This is a genomic window from Ekhidna sp., from assembly GCF_039960695.1.
Taxonomy (GTDB): Bacteria; Bacteroidota; Bacteroidia; order Cytophagales; family Cyclobacteriaceae; genus Ekhidna.
The window spans coordinates 458761-476249 of sequence record NZ_JBDVKP010000018.1; the positions used below are offsets into that span (position 1 = coordinate 458761).

The following is a 17489-nucleotide window of genomic DNA, read 5'->3' on the forward strand; positions in this document are numbered from 1 at the left end:
CCTAACTATCTTGACAATGGCTGATATACTTTACGACAAAGTTCCGTCGCTAGACCTGGCAGATTTCACCAATGGTACACCGGAACAAAAAGAGAATTTTGTTAAGTCGCTTGGAGAGGCCTATACCAACATCGGTTTTGTTTCTATCAAAAATCACGGCCTGTCAGATGAGCTAACGAAGAATTTATATGAAGCAGTTGAGAAATTTTTTAGACTGTCCGATGATGTAAAGCAGAGATATGAAAAGACTGAGCTAGCAGGGCAGAGAGGCTATATCAGTAAAGGACGTGAAAAAGCCAAGGGAAGAAATACTGGAGATTTGAAAGAATTTTTTCATGTTGGTCAGCCAAAAAAAAATCAGCGAGAAGACTATCCTGACAATATCTGGCCGAGTGAGGTGCCAGAGCTCGAAAGATATACCTCAGAGGCGTATCTCACATTACTTCAAGCAGGCATAAGCATGCTTAAGGCTATCGCTCTCTACCTGGAGCTTCCAGAGAATTATTTTGATGATAAAGTAAAAGAAGGCAACAGTATTTTGCGCCCAATTCATTACTTCCCCATTGAAAACCCGGATGAGCTACCCCCGGATGCGGTTCGTGCAGCTGAACATGGAGACATAAACTTGATTACACTTTTGATGGGAGCTAGTGCTGATGGACTGCAAGTGCTCCGAAGAGATGGAAAGTGGATACCAATTACAGCGCTACCTGATCAAATCGTGGTGAATGTTGGCGATATGCTAGAAAGGCATACCAATGGGATGTTGAAGTCTACCATCCATCGAGTTGTAAATCCACCTCGCGAACTTATGCACACTTCCAGGTTTTCAATTCCATTTTTTATGCATCCAGTTTCAGAAATGGACTTATCCTGCTTAGGTAGCTGCATTGATGAAGAGCACCCGAAAGCATTTGAAGACATTACAGCTGGTGAGTTTCTGGATGAACGTTTAAAGGAAATTGGACTGAAAGCGTAATACATGTCTATTCGAAGAGTTCGAAATATAATTTTTCTTAAAGATGTCTGGTTGTTGTCATTGACTGCTTTTGGAGGTCCACAGGGGCATTTTGGAATGTTTTTGGATTTGTTCGTATCGAAGAGAGCCTACCTCACCGAAGAAGATCTGATCGAACTATATGCATTATGTCAGATACTCCCCGGACCAACATCTACTCAAACTATAACAGCCTTAGGGTATAAAATTGGGGGCCCCAACTTAGCCTATTTGACGTTGTTCGTTTGGGCACTTCCAGCCGTTTCTATAATGACTGCATTTGCCATCTTTGTCACTTCAGCAGAAGCAATGAAGATTTCTTTGGACTTCTTGCGATTTATTGAACCAATAGCGGTTGGAATAGTTGCGTACTCGTCTTATAAGATTGCTATTAAGGTTGTAAACACAAAAGTTGGCTTTGGGCTGATGATCTTTTCAGCCATCGCGTCCTATGTTTTGAAATCACCGTATGCATTTCCTACTTTAATCATCCTGGGAGGATTGGCCACCACATGGAAATACAAAAGACAACCCATAGAAGAAAAAGAAAAGATTAGTATCAACTGGTCAAATCTGATTCTTTGGATATCGGTATTAGTTGCAGCAGCTGTTTTGGGTGGAGTTACTCAATATCAGCCCATCAAGATTTTTGAGAATTTTTACCGTAATGGAAGCTTAATTTTTGGAGGAGGTCAAGTGTTGGTTCCACTGCTTTACACTGAATTCGTTGAGTTTAAAGAATACCTTACTTCGCAAGAGTTCATTTCTGGATATGGCTTTGTACAAGCCATTCCAGGTCCTGTCTTTTCATTTAGTGGGTATGTAGGCGCCATTATGGCTAAAAATTATGGTGTAGGTGGACAGCTTCTAGGTTCAAGTATGGCTGTAGCTGGTATTTTTCTGCCGGGCACATTTTTGATATTCTTTATTATCCGTTTTTGGGAACAGCTTAAGAAGTATCGAATTGTGAAAGCATCCTTAGAGGGCATAACGGCCGTCAGTGCTGGAATGGTGATTGCAGCAGCTTTTCTTTTATTCATGCCTATGGATCAAAAGCTAATCAATTATATCCTACTATTTAGTACGGTTGGGATGATGCATTTCACCAAGATACCTACACCATTGATCGTTTTGGCGGGACTGATTTTTGGAATTGTGATCGCATAAAAAAACCCTGCCGAAACTCGACAGGGTCATTGAATCAATCCGCTATATTTCTTATTTGTTTGCTGGAGGGTTTATTCCCAACTTCTTCAAAACAAGGTTAGTCACATTGTCTTCTTCACGTGCATAAAGCAAGATACTTTGCCCACTTGCAGTCATGTTGAATACATGCGTATATCCGTTTTCTTTTGAAATCTGCTCAATAGCTGTACCTATTTTTTCGAAAGCAGGCTGTAGCAACTGATTTCTCTTCTGTAGCATAGAGTTTTGCGCATTTTGCTCAAACTGCTGAATGGAATTTTGAAGGTTACCTATTTCATTCTCTTTATCTGCTCTTACTACATCAGTATATGATTGAGCATTTTGCTGATAGTCAGCAACTTTTGCCTGATAGTCAGCATATTTTGCTTCCAACTGGGTAGACAATTGCTTGTCGTAGCTAGCTAGTTCACTTTCAATTTGTTTTGCTTCCGGTAAAAGGCTCAAAACGTACTCTACATTTGTATAGCCTATTTTCAACTGCGCCATTACTCCAAATCCTATCACAGCAAGGGCAGTACTTAGTAAAATTCTAACTTTCATATCAATTTAACTTTATTCGTTTTTAAGGTTGGGCTTTCGCCCGTTGGTTTGTTAAGATTCAATTTTTGTGCTCAATTATTATCTACGCTCTGATTTTCTACCAATCCAAGATCTTCAAGCACGAAATCTGTATAATCATGGATCGGATCGGTGTAAATCATGACCAAATCCCCAGATTTATCAAAGACAATCTGGAGACGGCTATTTTTGGCAACACGCTCTACAGCTTCAAAAACCTGATCCTGAACTGGCTTTACTAATTCTTTTTTCTTTAAAAAGTAAAGCCCGTCAAATCCAAAAATGGATTGCTGATATTCTTTCACCTCTTTCCATTTACGTTCGATCTCCGCATTCCTTTCTTCCCACATTTCCTTGGTTAAGAGTACTTCTTCTGCCTTGAGTTCTACTTCCATCGCTTCTACCTGCTGATAAAGCTCCTGAATTTCCTTCTCCCATCCTTTTGCCAGTTTTTCGATTTCAGCCTGTGCTTCTTTATACTCCGGCATCTTTTCCAGAATGTATTGTGTATCTACATACCCAAATTTTTGCGCAAATGTAATCGACCCGAAAAAAAGTCCAAAAAGCAGTAGAGATAACTTTTTCATAGCGTTTTTATTTAAGACACATCCATTAGCGTATCTGTTGTCCAATGGAGAAGTGGAATTGTGGACCAGCATTATCAAATGATCCAGGAACTCTGTCGAATCCATACGCCCAGTCAATTCCCATTAGTCCAAACGCTGGCATGAAGATTCTAAGGCCTATACCTGCAGATTTTTTTATGTTGTATGGATTAAACTCCGCAAATCGATCCCAATTGTTACCACCCTCAACGAAAGTGAGCGCATAGATTGTGGCAGATTGTGCCAGTGAAATTGGATATCTCAATTCCATCACATACTTATTGAATAATGTTCCTCCTTCAATATTACTTTCCGCATCAAACGGTGTAATGGAATTGTCTGGGTAACCACGCAAGCCAACAACATCTGTTCCAAGCAAGAAATTTTGTCCGGTCAGACCGGATCCACCAAGTTGGAATCGCTCAAATGGACCCACATCGGTTTTGCTTGTATATGTTCCAAGGTAACCAAAGTGCGCCCTGGCTGACAAGACAAGTTTCCCAGTTAAAGTCAGGAAGTACTTGCTATCAAAATTCCATTTGTGATATTCTAACCACTTATAGCGATCGCTGGCAGTTGCATTTTCATAATCAAGATCTCTCCACAATGAATATGGTGGAGTGAATGAAGCACTTAATGAAAGACTTGATCCATTTCGTGGATACATCGGCTGGTTGATGGAGTTTCTTGCGAAAGTAGCATTGAACGTAAAGCTATTAGCGTCTCCAGTGCTGAACCCAAGAGACCTACTATTAAACTGGAAGAGGTCATAGCGTTGATAAGAAATACCTGTGCTAACAGTAAAGAAGTCATCTGGCCATCTTACTCGTCGGCCAAGAGAAGCCGAAATGCCAGTTACTTTCAGCCAGCCTAATGTTTCGTTGGTAAATCTATTGATTGATCTTTGAATTGATTTGCTGAAGCTCAAGCCAAATGAGTTAGGTTTTCTACCACCAAGCCAAGGTTCTACGAAGCTGAACGAATAGCTTTGAAAGTTTCTTCCATTGGCTTGGAATCTGAGTGAAAGACTTTGCCCATCACCAACAGGAAGCCCTCTCCAATGCTCTGGTTTTGTAATATTTCTAACAGAGAAATTGTTGAATGTAACCCCGAACGTACCAACAAAGCCAAAAGCTCCACCCCACCCTCCGGAGAGTTCTATCTGGTCATTAGATCTTTCAACTAGCTGCCACTCGATATCAACTGTTTCATTCACCGGATCTGGGATTGGCACTGGATTTACCTGCTCTGGATCAAAGTATCCCAGCTGTGATAATTCTCTTTGAGTCCTTATAAGCTCAGCTCTGCTAAATTTATCGCCAGGTCTGGTTCGTAGCTCTCTAAGAATTACATGATCATTTGTTTTATCATTCCCACTAATTACTACCTTATCAATGGTCGCCTGGGCACCTTCATAGATTCTTAATTCCAAATCGATTGAGTCCTGACTTACGCCTACTTCTACTGGATTGATGCTGAAGAATAAATAACCATCATCCATATATAATGAACTAATATCTGCACCATTCGGATTAAAGTTCAATTTCTTGTTTACTAAATCCAGGTCATAGATATCACCTTTCTTGATGCCAAGAATTCGCTGCAACTGCTCGTCTGTATATATGTAATTACCTGACCAAGAAATATCTCTGAAGTAATACTTGCTACCTTCTTCTATGGTAACCGCGATGTTCATATACTTATTAGATATATCATAGACTGTATCTTTTATAATTTCAGCATCTCGAAAGCCCTTAGAGTTGTAGAAGCTTATGAGCGCATCTTTATCAGCTTGGTAATCATCTTTTACAAATTTTGATGATTTGAAGAAATTCAGATTCACATGAGTGGCCATGTATTCTCTTACTTCTTCCTTAGATACTTTTTTTGAGCCTTTAATAAAGTTGATCAAATTTGGCGGCCATGCTAACTTAGCCGTTGTTTCAATGATTTGTGTAGGCAACGAGAATTTTGGCGCCATCCCTGTTCCTTTGAATTTGGATCGAAGCTTAGCAGAAGTGAACTCATCATTTCCATCAAATCGAATGTTTCTGATTTTGACTTTTTGTCCTTTATCTATGCTCACCTTGAGATAGGCACTATTTCGCAGGATAGTATCATTTTGCTGAACTACATTAACCTGCGCATTCAAGTAGCCTTTACTTTCCATATATTTAGTAACGGCTATTTCCGTATTCTTTATGACTACATCAGTTAGGACTTTACCTCTGATGAGGCCAATTTTATCCTCAATTTCACCTTGCTTTGTTTTGTTGACACCTTCGATTATGTATTTGGTGAGTCTTGGTCGCTCAGTCAATTCGATGACCAACCAAATCTTGTCACCCTCTACTTTAGAAGCAAAAATTGTGACATTTCCAATGATGCCCTGTTTCCATAGCTTTTTTATTGCTGTGGTAATTTCATCACCTGGAACCTTTATTTTATCTCCTACACGCAAGCCAGATAGCGAAATCAACGCATTGTTGTCTAGAAACTGAACACCTCTAACTTCAATGTCTGCAATTTCATATTCTTTAGGGCTGGAATAGTTAATAGAAACTCCACCAGCAGGATTCGTTTGATTTCGCCCGAAAACAACTTGAGAATTAACCTCACTAATCGCCACAAGGGCCAAAAACAGAAATAATATTTTTTTCATTTGTGTTATCAATCTTTCCAATCCAGGCATATTCGCTATGCGTTCACTTGATCACTCGTTTTCCCAAACCTTCTTTCTCTATGCTGATAAGAAATAATAGCTTCGAACAAATCTTTTTTTCTAAAATCGGGCCAAAGTACATCAGTAAAATGTAATTCAGTATATGCCATCTGCCAAAGTAAGAAATTACTAATGCGCATCTCTCCACTTGTCCTAATCAACAAATCAGGATTCGGAATACCTACTGTGGATAGATGAATATCTATGTCAGAAGGTTCGATGTGCCTTTCATTTTTTTCCAAAATTTTATTTACAGCATTGACTAAATCCCATTTGCCACTGTAATTAAGAGCCAGGATCAACTGCATCCCTGAGTTTGAACTCGTTGATTCAATGGCTTCTAATAATCTCTTTTTCGCACCATCAGGCAATCCATTTGTATCACCGATAGTGGCTAGTCTAATATTATTTTTCTGAAGAGTTGGCATTTCGTCCTTAATGGTGTTTACCAAAAGGCTCATAAGTCCATCAACTTCATATTTAGGTCTGTCCCAGTTTTCCGTAGAAAAGGCATAAAGAGTCAAGTATTTTACACCCAATTCAGCCGAACCTTCAGTAACATTTCGTACAGCTTCAATAGCATTTTGATGGCCAAAAATTCGCTTCACTCCTTGCTTCTTGGCCCATCTACCATTACCATCCATAATCACTGCTATGTGATCTGGAATGTTGGTTTTTGCTATCTGGTTTCTTAGGTCCTCCAATTCTACTTTGAAAAAGGCTACAAAAATGGTCTTTTTTTTACTTAAAGGGAATGTAAACCAATGATTTAACTTCTATTAACGAGAAAGAATTGATTGGTTAGGTCTGTAGGGGAATGGACAAGGCACATTGAAGAGTGTAATACTGAAAGTAAGCCCAGTAAAAAAGTACCAATCATTGTCTTTTGGATTACCATATTGATAATCTTTTATGGTTTGATCACCGTCGGATATTCCATCCAGATAATCAAAGAATGTTTTTCTTGCACCAGCCTCAAGCCCAATTGTATATTTTTTTTGAATGAGATACTTAAAGCCAATACCAAGAGGGATTACAGGTTGAATCTTCCCTACACCTTCATTTTCTGGAACATCATTGAAATTGATAAAACCAATACCTCCGAATATGTATGGCGAGTAATTAACCTTAGATCCTTCAGTTTTAAAGTCTAGAAAATGATATTCGAATACTGATGAAATCTCAAGAATAGTAGAGTTAAACGAATGATCCCTTTGTAAAGCAAAGGCATCTATAGGAGTTTCTGATCCCTTTACTGTGCCTACAGTAAGAGCCAACTTTACAGTTAGGATTTCAGAAAAATTCATTCGATAGAATGCTGTCCCGGCCAAAGATGTAGTACTGAGACTATAGCCTCTTACTAGATCACCTGAGTAGTTCATCGAACCTATACCTCCGCCGAATTCAATAAATTGTGCGTTGGAGTTGGTTCCAATTATGACCAAGAGAATGCAGAAATATTTTCGCAAAATTTTAACGGTATTTTGCTCGTTTTCTAGTCGTTCCACCCAAGACATAGGACACTTTTATTTGGGTAACGAAAATCATATCATTATCGTCTGGATTACCTCTTATTGACCCATCAATTCCGGAACCAAGATTACCTTCAATGAAGTAGTTATGAACACCTGAATTATTAATTATTCTCAAATTGGTCAAATCTCTTGCTTCTCCTTTAGAACTAAACGGAACCGTTGATCTATCTGACATTATCCGCGCCAAAGGATCAGTAAATTGATCAAGGCTTACATAATTTCCACTTACATCATCGATATAATCTGTAAACAGATATCTGAAACCTAACTCTAGCCCAGCTGTAAGTTGAGTATTTGGTATTCTAATTTGAGCACCAATAGCTACAGGAATTGCAAACTCAATTGATTTGTAAGGTTCAATAATCCCTAAGTTTTGTCCTTCTGTTCCTAATGGCCTCAACTTTACCCATTCTCCTGCTTGTGGTGCTGCAACTGATCCATCTTGGGCACTTTGATAATCTGCTTCAGGAACTTTTCCTTGGGGTTCATGATGAAACACAGATGCGCCAACAGATAAATAGGCATTGAACGGTAGCCGCTGACTTGGGCCTCCATAATTTGGTAAAAGAAAAAGCTGGACAGCTACTCGAAGTTCCTTGATGTCATTTCTGAAACTCAAATTTCGAGCGTATCTCGGAAAGCTCTTCTCTCCGGTCGGATCAGAGGTAAAGTCATCACCAAAAACCCGAACCCAGTTGAGACCTGCCGTGACAGCTATTGAGTGGTGAAATTTATATCCACCATACAAACCAAACCCTGGACGGGTAAATGATACGTCAGTACTTGCTGCTTTATTCACTGGAGCTAAATCGCCGAAGTAGTTTCCAGCATTGATATTGGCACCTACAAAATAATAAGGCTCAAATCTACCATAGCCTCTAACTCCACCTTTGTAGTGCGAGACTTTTTTATTGGTTTGCCGTCTTTTTTTATACTTATTTCGTTGCGCTTCGGCATTATCCGCAAGCCCCAGCATGGCTATGGAAAGGATAATTACTAAAAGTCTTTTGAGTTGCATATTTCACTCTTTAAAACACAAAAATATAGATTTGATTCTTCCTAGGTGGTGAATTCTAGATAAATAGCTAATTCTAAACGTTTAAAACTACTGAAAGAATGCCCTTTTTCGTCTTTAAAAACAGAGTATTCACCAAAAAAGAAGCAAAAAAACGATCAATTACGTTTATCAAAGCCCCAACCTAGCTTATTTCGGATCGTATCTGGAAAATTAATTCCTTCAATGCGGATTAGTTTAGCTTGAAACGGTGCCTTCTTTATGGTGATATTAACATCATTTTCTATCGTTTCAGATCGAGAGTCAAGTGAGATTAAAAAACTTCTATTCCTAGTTTCAATTTCAAAGGTCAGTTCAGATTCATCAGAAACGATAAGCGGTCGAACATTTAAATTATGTGGGCTCACTGGAGTAATCACAAAATCTTTGGAATCAGGCATCATTAAGGGGCCACCGCAACTGAGCGAGTATCCTGTAGACCCTGTAGGTGTTGCTACCATTAGTCCATCTGCCCAATAGGTATTTAGGTATTGGCCATTGATGTAACATTTAACCATTATCATGGCAGACGAGTCTTTTCTCAATATTGCGCACTCATTTAAGGCATAGGTCTTCGCATTGAAAAGTTTCATATTGGTCTCCAATGAAAGGAGAGCTCGACTTTCTACTTCATATTCGCCTTTGAATAGTAGATAAAGAGATTCTTTTATTGCTTCTTTAGCAATTGAGGCAAGGAAGCCTAGTCGTCCCATATTTACACCTAGTATCGGGACTTCACTTTCTCCAACCCATAATAAGGATTCCAGAAAAGTACCATCACCTCCCAAGCTAAAAACGGAATCGAAATCTGAACTGATTTTATCAGTAATATTATTGACTTTGCCTAGTATAGCTGTGTTTCTGGAATGAAATAAGGAGGTATACCATATTTCAACGCTCTCCCTATTTAGTCGATCAATTATTTGGGTGAGGTATTTTTCAGAGTCTTTTTCTAGCGCTAGGCCATGCAAGACAATTTTGTTCATTGAGCTCATGGGTCTAAGAATTTCATAAGCATCCCATAACGATCTTTTTCATCAAAGGAATTGTCCTCTGTATTAAAAGAAGAGGTCACTTTATAACCGCTGTTAGTTAGACCTGTTGCTATTTGATTGACATCCTGATGATTAATTCTCAAGACAATTTCTATAAGCGAAGGATCATCTGTATCTGGTCTTACATTGGCTCCAAGGACGGTAGATCCATTCATTTCTACTACACGGGAAATTTCGGAGAGCGAATAGTCGTTTAGGCTTGTTTGCAAAGTGACGATCGCTCCTTGAGAATTAACTATTGCTGTTTTTGAGAATTCCTTCAATAGATCAGAAATAAGAACTACTCCCTTGAATTCTTCCTTTGAAACAACTGCTACCATTTCCATTTGATGCTCATTTTGAACTTTCAGAATGTCATAATAGTGACTAGTGGCCGAAATGATGCATGATTCTCCGATTAAGGGGTAAGCCCCAACTTCTGGGCGCATAATTTCTGAATCATAAAGCAAATCTTCAGAAATAAAGCCCAGTAGTTTATTGTCTTTAACTACCGGCAGCTCTTTCACCCTAAATTCATCCATCCACTGTTTTGCGCGAGCAATGTCGTCACTGGGTTTCAGTGGAGGTATCATATAGTTTATAAGCTGTTCTGCTATCATGCAATTAAATTTCTTGAATTAGCGTCACATATGTGGCTGCATTGGGCATATTCTCCATAGAATCTATTAGATCCTGTACGAATGGAATTACATAACCTACCCATTCGAAGACAGTAGGCCCAATACCTACAATATACGGGAAAAGCAATGTATCGTCTGCATACGTTTCGACCAAATCAAATCCAACGGATTCAAAAACCCAAAAAACGATGCTCAATATAAAAGCCCATTTAAGTAGTCCTGCCACAGCTCCGGCAGCGTTGTCCAAAGTGCCAAAAATGGTCATATCAATAGCCTTTTTGAAGGCTTTGGCACCCATTTTTATTGCGAGACTTAATAGGATAAATAGTATAATAAAAACAGCAACAGCTATTATTTCAAAATAGTTACTATCTCCAAAAAGATTTGTAGTTACCGGAATAGTTAGCTCAAGAGCCAAAAGTAGCCCTACAAAAAAAGCAATAAACGAAAACAACTCTATAATGAAGCCATGCATATATCCTTTTACAGCTCCAAAACCTAAAACAACTAATAGTACAATATCAAATGTGCCCAATTAACTAAGTAGTTTTTTGGCTAACGAAGATATCACCTTACCGTCCGCCTTCCCAGCAAGTCTTTTTGTTGCGGCTCCCATCACCTTGCTCATGTCTTGAGGGCCAGCTGCCCCTACTTCTTCAATAACTTTTTTCACCTCACCTTCTATCTCATCTTCGGAGAGTTGCTTTGGCAGATAACTTTCAATTACGGCCAACTCTGATTTTTCAATTTCAGCCAAATCATTTCGCCCTTGCTGTTCAAATACTTCTATTGAGTCTTTGCGTTGCTTCGCAGCTTTTGTCAAAAGCTTCAATTCTACTTCTTCTGAGAGGTCTCCTTCTCTACCTTTTTCTGTTTCTGCAAGTAGAATTTGGGATTTTATTGCTCTCAATGCTCTCAGACTATCTTTGTCTTTGCTGAGCATGGCCTGCTTTATATCTGATTCGATTGTTGATTTTAAACTCATTTCTATTGTTTTTAATTGAACAACTTTGCGAAGAAAAACATTCTAGTGTTATGACCCAACTAAGTGTAAATATCAACAAGATTGCCACATTGCGAAATGCAAGAGGAGGCAGCAATCCCAATGTGGTTCAAGTAGCAAGGGATTGCGAGCGATTTGGTGCTCAGGGAATCACTGTGCACCCGAGGCAGGATGAAAGGCATATTACCAGGCAAGATGTATATGACTTACAAGATGTGGTAACTACTGAGTTTAATATTGAGGGATATCCTGATGAGCGATTCATGAGAATTATCGAAGATGTGCGCCCGACACAAGCCACACTTGTACCTGATCCACCAAACGTTCTCACCTCCAATGCAGGATGGGATACCATCAAAAATGAAGACAAGCTTTCCGATATCATAAATCAGTTAAAAAGTTGGGGCGTTCGCACTTCAATATTCATTGAACCTGAAAATTATCTAATGGATGGAGCAAAAAAATGTGGCACTGATAGAGTAGAATTATATACAGAAATGTATGCGTCATCTTATCTAAAAGATCGGGAAAAGGCGATCAAGGATTATAAATCTTCAGCAAAACACGCACACGAAATCGGACTCGGGTTGAATGCTGGGCATGATTTAGACCTTAAAAATTTAAGATATTTTAAAGAACAGATCCCATTTGTTGAGGAGGTCTCAATTGGACATGCTCTGGTTTGTGATGCCCTGTATTTTGGACTAGAGAATACGATTCAGATGTATCTGCGGGAATTAGACCTTTAACAAGATTTTTGCTAAACATTTTAGTAAAATGATTATTTTTGAATAATGGAATTTTCAAGTTTGGTTTTTTTGGTTGTAGGATTGACAATAGGAGTGCCAATAGGATGGATGATTTTGAGAGTAAAAACCAATTCCAGTGTTCCAGAAAATGAAGAATTAAAGATTCAATTAAAACTGGAACTTGAAAGATCTAAAAAGCTTGGTGAAGAGATACAACAGATCAATGATGAGCTAAGAAAGGAACGGGAAGAAATTCTTCATCTGAATAATCAAAACTCCACGCTCAAAGCTAACTATCAGAATCTTCAAGTTCGATTAGAAGAACAGAAAGATGAGTTTGGGCAGCTTCAAGAAAAATTCACTGCCGAATTTAAGAATTTGGCTAACGAAATTTTTGAAGAGAAGAGTAAGAAGTTTACTGATCAGAATAAAACCAATCTTCATGAATTACTTAACCCACTGGGCCAAAAGCTCACAGATTTTGAAAAGAAGGTAGAGCAAACCAATAAAGAGAGTCTTGAAAGAAGTACCGCTTTAAGAGAGCAAATTATCGGATTACGCGAGCTCAATGATCGCATGACTAAGGAAGCTGAAAATCTGACTAAGGCGCTGAAAGGAGATGTGAAAATGCAAGGAAATTGGGGTGAGGTTATCCTTGAGCGAATTTTGGAAAAATCAGGTCTTGAGAAAGATCGAGAATATTTTATCCAAGAAACACTACATTCTGAGGAAGGAAGGAGATTGCGACCAGATGTGATCATAAAATTACCTGACAATAAGAACCTGGTGATTGATGCCAAAATGTCTCTTATAGCCTATGAGAAATACATGAATACTGAAGATGAAGTTGAAAAGGAGCAGTATCTAAAAGATCATATTTTATCGATGAAAGCACACGTGAAAGGGCTCGCGGAGAAAAATTATCATCAGCTTTTTGATGGTGGATCTTTAGATTATGTATTGATGTTCGTGCCAATAGAGTCAGCTTTTGCTCTTTTAGTTCAGCATGGTGGAGAGCTTTACAATGAGGCACACGAGAAGAGCATCATTATTGTAAGCCCGGCAACTTTGGTTGCAACTCTTCGAACAGTCTCCAGCATCTGGAAACATGAGTATCAAAACAGGAATGCACTAGAGATTGCGCGTCAAGGAGGAGCTTTATATGATAAATTTAAGGCTTTCGTAGATGATCTTATTGAGGTTGGAAAGTCATTGGATAAGTCAAAGCAACAATACGGACAGGCCATGAATAAGCTAGTAGAAGGAAAAGACAACTTGATTCGAAAAACTGAGAGATTAAAAGAGTTGGGCTCAAAAACTACTAAATCAATGGACGATAAGCTACTTCATCGTGCGGGAGCAAGGGACGATGAAGATTCACCTGAGCTTTTTTGATTTTTGCTATTAAAAACTTATTGAGATGGAGCTGACTTCAGATAACAAGCTGAAAAATATTATAGTTGTAGGAGATCGCGTTCTAATAAAACCTGTGAAGGAAACTGGGAAAACAGCCACTGGGATATACTTACCTCCAGGTGTACATGAAAAGGAGAAAGTTCAAAGTGGTTATATTGTAAAAACTGGTCCCGGGTATGCAATTCCACACTCTGTTGAGGAGGAAAACTGGAAACCAGAGGAGGAAAAGATCAAGTATATTCCATTACAGGCGAAAGAAGGTGATTTAGCAATTTTTTTGCAAAAAGGAGCTTTTGAGGTACAATATAATGGACAAAAGTATTTTATAGTGCCTCAAACCTCCATTCTCATGCTGGAGAGAGAAGAGGATTTATTTGGCTAGAATTTCATTTTATTCATATTAACTACCATAATATTCTGTTAATCTTTACATTTAAAGAAGATTAACCGAGATAAGAAGATGCGGAATTTATTAAGCCTTCTAATTCTTTCGATATCATTTCACTTATCAGCTCAGGAAACCAGCGAACTTCCTTTTCAGGTGTTAGTAGCGAAAGACGCCAGCGTGTATGGCACTCCTGTCAAACCGCTTCAAATGATTGATGATGTAACTTCAATTGAGATAGAGGAAGGAGGATTTTTAAGTTTGGTTCATAAAGGAGGCACCACTTATGAGCATAAGGAAAAGATCTTTACATTTTATCTGAAGCCAGAGGGGCTAAAAAATCTCAGTGTGCGTCCTAGGCTAGAACTGCTTTATTCTGATACTACTGTATTAGACCCTACAAAATTTATTACGGTGATATCTCCTTCATTTGATCGATCAGGATATTTGGAATGGAATGAGAATGAACCGTTTGAGTTGTTTTGGCACCTGCACGATGAGCCTGTGCTTAATTATGTACTGAAGGTAAGTGACAATAAAGGAAATAAGATTCAAGATTTCCCAACCAGACTGCATAAATACCTGCTAAAACCTACAACCTATGGTCTTGAAGATGGTGCTTTTAACTTTAAAATAACAAGCACATTCGCTGGAGAAACTCTGGAGTCCAAAACATATAGCGTCCAGTTATTGCCTGGTCCAGTCTATGAAAAGAAGGCTACCGACTTGATTCTAAAAGCACTTGATCTTGAATTAAGTCCAGAACTGGCGCTACCGGTGTGGCAAGAAGCATTGTCAATGAGAAACGGAGAGTTTTATAAAGAACTTTTCCAAAAATTTCTAATAAGAAATCAGGAAGGTCTTACATCCGCTGGCGAAGATGTGCAGCAGCTTCTTTCGCAAAATAAGTAAGGATCATATCCGCACCTGCACGCTTAATAGAAAGTAAGGATTCCATCATTGCACGATCTGCATCCAACCAACCCTTCTGGCCGGCAGCTTTGATCATGGAGAACTCACCGGAAACATTATAGGCAGCAATTGGAATGTTGAATTTCGATTTGAGATTATGGATAATGTCTAGATATGCTAAAGCAGGTTTCACCATAAGTATATCTGCACCTTCATTGAAGTCAAGTTCCGCTTCCAGTATTGCTTCATTGGTATTAGCAGGATTCATCTGATATGCCTTCTTATCACCAAACTTTGGTACTGAGTCCAACGCATCACGGAACGGTCCATAGAATGCACTCGCATATTTGGCGGTGTAACTCATGATTCCTGTATCGGTGAATCCTTGGTCATCGAGGACGTTTCTTATATAGCCAACTCGAAAATCCATCATGTCCGATGGGCCAATCATGTCGATGCCGGTTTCTGCTTGAGCCAGTGCCATTTTGCCAAGCACATCTAAGGTTTCATCATTGAGAATTTTTCCATCCTCCACAATTCCATCATGTCCATCAGAACTATATGGATCCATTGCTACATCCGTTATGATAAGTGCTTCCGGGAATTCTTTCTTGATTTTGGTTAAGGTCTTTAGATAAAAAAAGTTTGGATCGTAGCTCTTGGTAGCCATCTTATCCTTATTCTTCTCCTCAACTACAGGGAAGACATCAAAACCCTGGATTCCGAGCTTCAGGCAATCCTCAATCTCCCTTAGTATCAAATCTTCCGAGAGCCTAAATATCCCTGGCATACTTTCAACCTCAGATTTTTTCTTGGTTCCTTCCAGCAAGAAAAGTGGAAAGATGAAATCGTTGGTGGTCAATGTTGTTTCTTGAGCTAAATCTCGAATAGCTGAAGAAGCTCTATTTCTTCTAGGTCGCCTCATGGTTGCAAAGATATTCTCAATATTTTTCCATCTATGCCAGAGGCGTATCCAAAGTTACCTTTCATACTTAACGCCCAATAGTTGAGGGTATCCAAAGTACTCCATGTTTGACCCAAATCATTTGTATAGTCCAACCCTTTTGGGCCACATACGAATGCAAAAATCTGATCGCTCACATTTGTAATAGTACTTCCGTAAAATGCTCCGACTGTGTTAGGTTGATTGCTTAGCTGCCATGTGATCCCACCGTCTTCTGAGAAGGCGCAATTGTCTGTATACTCTGTTGGCTTTAATAAGTCACCACCCGTAACAACCCCTATATTGTCAATGAATGAAACAGAGGTGTTTCCTGCTGCTTCACCAGTGATTAAAGGTGAGTTTACTTCCTTCCACGATTTACCATAATCTTCAGTAATTAGAAACCTACAGTTTCCGCTGGCTCCTGTTGCTATCCAAGCTTTCCCATCTTCACCTGTAGTGACACATGTACCACTGGCGGCAAATCCGCCTTCGCCTTTTCCTGCAGCGGGCATGTTGACAGAATCGGCTCGTGACCATGTTTGTCCTCCGTCAGAGGTTAATAGGATATATGGATATTTATCTATTGCGTCACCGTAGGCTATGCCTCTTTGACTATCCCAAAAATCAATACAATCGAGGAATCCAAGTGAGTCTGTCATTACAAAATTTTCCTGCCATTGATCTGGAGCCTCGAATGAAAATATCCTTGAGAGCGGACCCGGACCGGCGCTCATCAAAATGACCGAGTTTTCGCTAAAGGCATGAATGTCGCGGAACTGCAGTGTATCACCCGTAGGGTGCTCGAATAGCTGCCATGTTTTTCCCTGATCCTTTGAGCCAACAAATGATCCATCATGTCCACTCGCCCAGACGGTATTTTCATCTACGATGCTGATTGCCTGAAGTAGCGCTTCGGTAGGAGTTTCAAGTCTTTCGATTCTAGGAACCATTTCTTTTTTGGCACAGCCCAAGATTATCAATGCGATACCAATCAATTGTATTAATCTCATGCGAATGCAGGTTTACTTTCAATGGATTTTTGAATTGCAGTCATCCATTTTTGAAAAAGCTTTTGCTCCAATGATAAAACGAATTCACCATGTAATTTCCAATCCCCAAAGAAGTTATCCATCTGCTGGATCATTTCTTCCAGGTGACCTTGTTCCTCTACAACAATCATCCGTACACTGATTTTACTTTCGATTGCTCTTAATACTTCCTCATACACCGGATAGAGCGCATCAGCACGCACTTCTATGGCATACGTGACCAAAAGGTAAGCCGCATATTTTAGTTTGCTTCCTGTGTAGCCAAGATTTTTTTTAAGATAACGGCTGATGGATGCGTCGAGCGCATGGAGGTATTGAAAACTTTCTATAGGTGCCAGCAGTTCATTTATCTGATATGTTTTACAGCCTTCGAATCCGGTCTTCTTAATCTGACTTTTCAGGTAATAGGCATGTCGTGCTTCTTCAGCGGCATGTTTCAGTACGATTTCGTCTACAAGCTGGTCATGCTCGGAAGCTGAAATTTTTCTAGCCCCGGTGTTTTCCATCATGGAAAGAGCGTTGAGCCATTTGGCATGGAGTTCCGGTGAGGATACGATTTGGTTGATGAGGTTTTTTAATTCCATGTGGTTTTTTGAATTGAAATTCAAAGCTAGTGAGTGTGGTTAATTTTTTTGGATATGGACTAGATCATTTTTTCTAATGAGGTACACTTACTA

The 17489-nt window shown here is 39.3% G+C and carries 19 protein-coding genes; 6 read left to right on the forward strand and 13 right to left on the reverse strand.

Translation table 11 applies throughout. The features are described 5' to 3' along the window. Positions 1–16 precede the first annotated feature (16 nt). Positions 17–979, forward strand: a complete 963-nt coding sequence (locus tag ABJG98_RS12135; protein WP_348279788.1) for a 2-oxoglutarate and iron-dependent oxygenase domain-containing protein — start codon at positions 17–19, stop codon at positions 977–979. A gap of 3 nt (positions 980–982) precedes the next feature. Then, complete coding sequence (gene chrA, locus ABJG98_RS12140; RefSeq protein WP_348279789.1) at positions 983–2164, forward strand: chromate efflux transporter; 1182 nt, start codon at positions 983–985, stop codon at positions 2162–2164. A 51-nt stretch (positions 2165–2215) separates the two neighbouring features. Here chrA and ABJG98_RS12145 read toward each other — a convergent pair whose 3' ends face one another. The 10 genes from ABJG98_RS12145 to ABJG98_RS12190 all read right to left on the reverse strand — a co-directional run bounded on the left by ABJG98_RS12145 (position 2216) and on the right by ABJG98_RS12190 (position 11337). Beyond that, positions 2216–2743, reverse strand: coding sequence for an OmpH family outer membrane protein (locus ABJG98_RS12145; RefSeq protein ID WP_348279790.1), 528 nt, complete (start codon positions 2741–2743; stop codon positions 2216–2218). A gap of 71 nt (positions 2744–2814) precedes the next feature. Beyond that, positions 2815–3348: an OmpH family outer membrane protein gene (locus tag ABJG98_RS12150; protein ID WP_348279791.1), complete on the reverse strand. Its 534-nt coding sequence runs from the start codon at positions 3346–3348 to the stop codon at positions 2815–2817. Between the two features lie 25 nt (positions 3349–3373). Next, entirely contained in the window at positions 3374–6028 is a 2655-nt protein-coding gene (locus tag ABJG98_RS12155; RefSeq protein ID WP_348279792.1) for a POTRA domain-containing protein, read from the reverse strand. 35 nt (positions 6029–6063) lie between these two features. After that, entirely contained in the window at positions 6064–6792 is a 729-nt protein-coding gene (locus ABJG98_RS12160; RefSeq protein ID WP_348279793.1) for an isoprenyl transferase, read from the reverse strand. A gap of 75 nt (positions 6793–6867) precedes the next feature. Continuing rightward, positions 6868–7605, reverse strand: a complete 738-nt coding sequence (locus ABJG98_RS12165; RefSeq protein WP_348279794.1) for a DUF6089 family protein — start codon at positions 7603–7605, stop codon at positions 6868–6870. Continuing rightward, positions 7562–8641, reverse strand: coding sequence for a hypothetical protein (locus tag ABJG98_RS12170; protein WP_348279795.1), 1080 nt, complete (start codon positions 8639–8641; stop codon positions 7562–7564). Before ABJG98_RS12170 ends, ABJG98_RS12165 begins: the two co-directional genes overlap by 44 nt. Positions 8642–8796: 155 nt before the next feature. Further along, the gene (locus ABJG98_RS12175; protein ID WP_348279796.1) at positions 8797–9663 is read right to left on the reverse strand and encodes an NAD kinase; all 867 of its coding nucleotides are present in this window, start codon (positions 9661–9663) and stop codon (positions 8797–8799) included. A gap of 5 nt (positions 9664–9668) precedes the next feature. Continuing rightward, on the reverse strand, positions 9669–10331 hold the full coding sequence (locus tag ABJG98_RS12180) for a CBS domain-containing protein (protein ID WP_348279797.1): 663 nt from the start codon (positions 10329–10331) through the stop codon (positions 9669–9671). A gap of 4 nt (positions 10332–10335) precedes the next feature. Beyond that, positions 10336–10887, reverse strand: a complete 552-nt coding sequence (locus ABJG98_RS12185; RefSeq protein ID WP_348279798.1) for a CvpA family protein — start codon at positions 10885–10887, stop codon at positions 10336–10338. Further along, positions 10888–11337, reverse strand: coding sequence for a GatB/YqeY domain-containing protein (locus tag ABJG98_RS12190; protein ID WP_348279799.1), 450 nt, complete (start codon positions 11335–11337; stop codon positions 10888–10890). It abuts the gene before it with no gap. Between the two features lie 50 nt (positions 11338–11387). Between ABJG98_RS12190 and ABJG98_RS12195 the strand changes: the two genes are divergently transcribed. From ABJG98_RS12195 to ABJG98_RS12210, 4 genes are all read left to right on the forward strand, one after another. Then, complete coding sequence (locus ABJG98_RS12195; RefSeq protein ID WP_348279800.1) at positions 11388–12104, forward strand: pyridoxine 5'-phosphate synthase; 717 nt, start codon at positions 11388–11390, stop codon at positions 12102–12104. A gap of 45 nt (positions 12105–12149) precedes the next feature. Then, a complete protein-coding gene (gene rmuC, locus ABJG98_RS12200; protein WP_348279801.1) occupies positions 12150–13499 on the forward strand; it encodes a DNA recombination protein RmuC in 1350 nt (449 codons plus the stop codon). Between the two features lie 25 nt (positions 13500–13524). Further along, positions 13525–13902 (forward strand): co-chaperone GroES family protein, encoded by a 378-nt coding sequence (locus ABJG98_RS12205; RefSeq protein ID WP_348279802.1) that lies wholly within the window; start codon positions 13525–13527, stop codon positions 13900–13902. A gap of 78 nt (positions 13903–13980) precedes the next feature. Next, positions 13981–14817, forward strand: a complete 837-nt coding sequence (locus ABJG98_RS12210) for a hypothetical protein (protein WP_348279803.1) — start codon at positions 13981–13983, stop codon at positions 14815–14817. Here the strand turns inward: ABJG98_RS12210 and hemB are convergent. The 3 genes from hemB to ABJG98_RS12225 are packed head-to-tail and all read right to left on the reverse strand — an operon-like array spanning position 14768 to position 17396. Continuing rightward, the gene (gene hemB / locus ABJG98_RS12215) at positions 14768–15742 is read right to left on the reverse strand and encodes a porphobilinogen synthase (protein WP_348279804.1); all 975 of its coding nucleotides are present in this window, start codon (positions 15740–15742) and stop codon (positions 14768–14770) included. The genes ABJG98_RS12210 and hemB overlap by 50 nt on opposite strands. Next, on the reverse strand, positions 15739–16773 hold the full coding sequence (locus ABJG98_RS12220) for a hypothetical protein (protein WP_348279805.1): 1035 nt from the start codon (positions 16771–16773) through the stop codon (positions 15739–15741). Before ABJG98_RS12220 ends, hemB begins: the two co-directional genes overlap by 4 nt. Next, the gene (locus tag ABJG98_RS12225) at positions 16770–17396 is read right to left on the reverse strand and encodes a hypothetical protein (protein ID WP_348279806.1); all 627 of its coding nucleotides are present in this window, start codon (positions 17394–17396) and stop codon (positions 16770–16772) included. Before ABJG98_RS12225 ends, ABJG98_RS12220 begins: the two co-directional genes overlap by 4 nt. Positions 17397–17489: the final 93 nt, after the last annotated feature.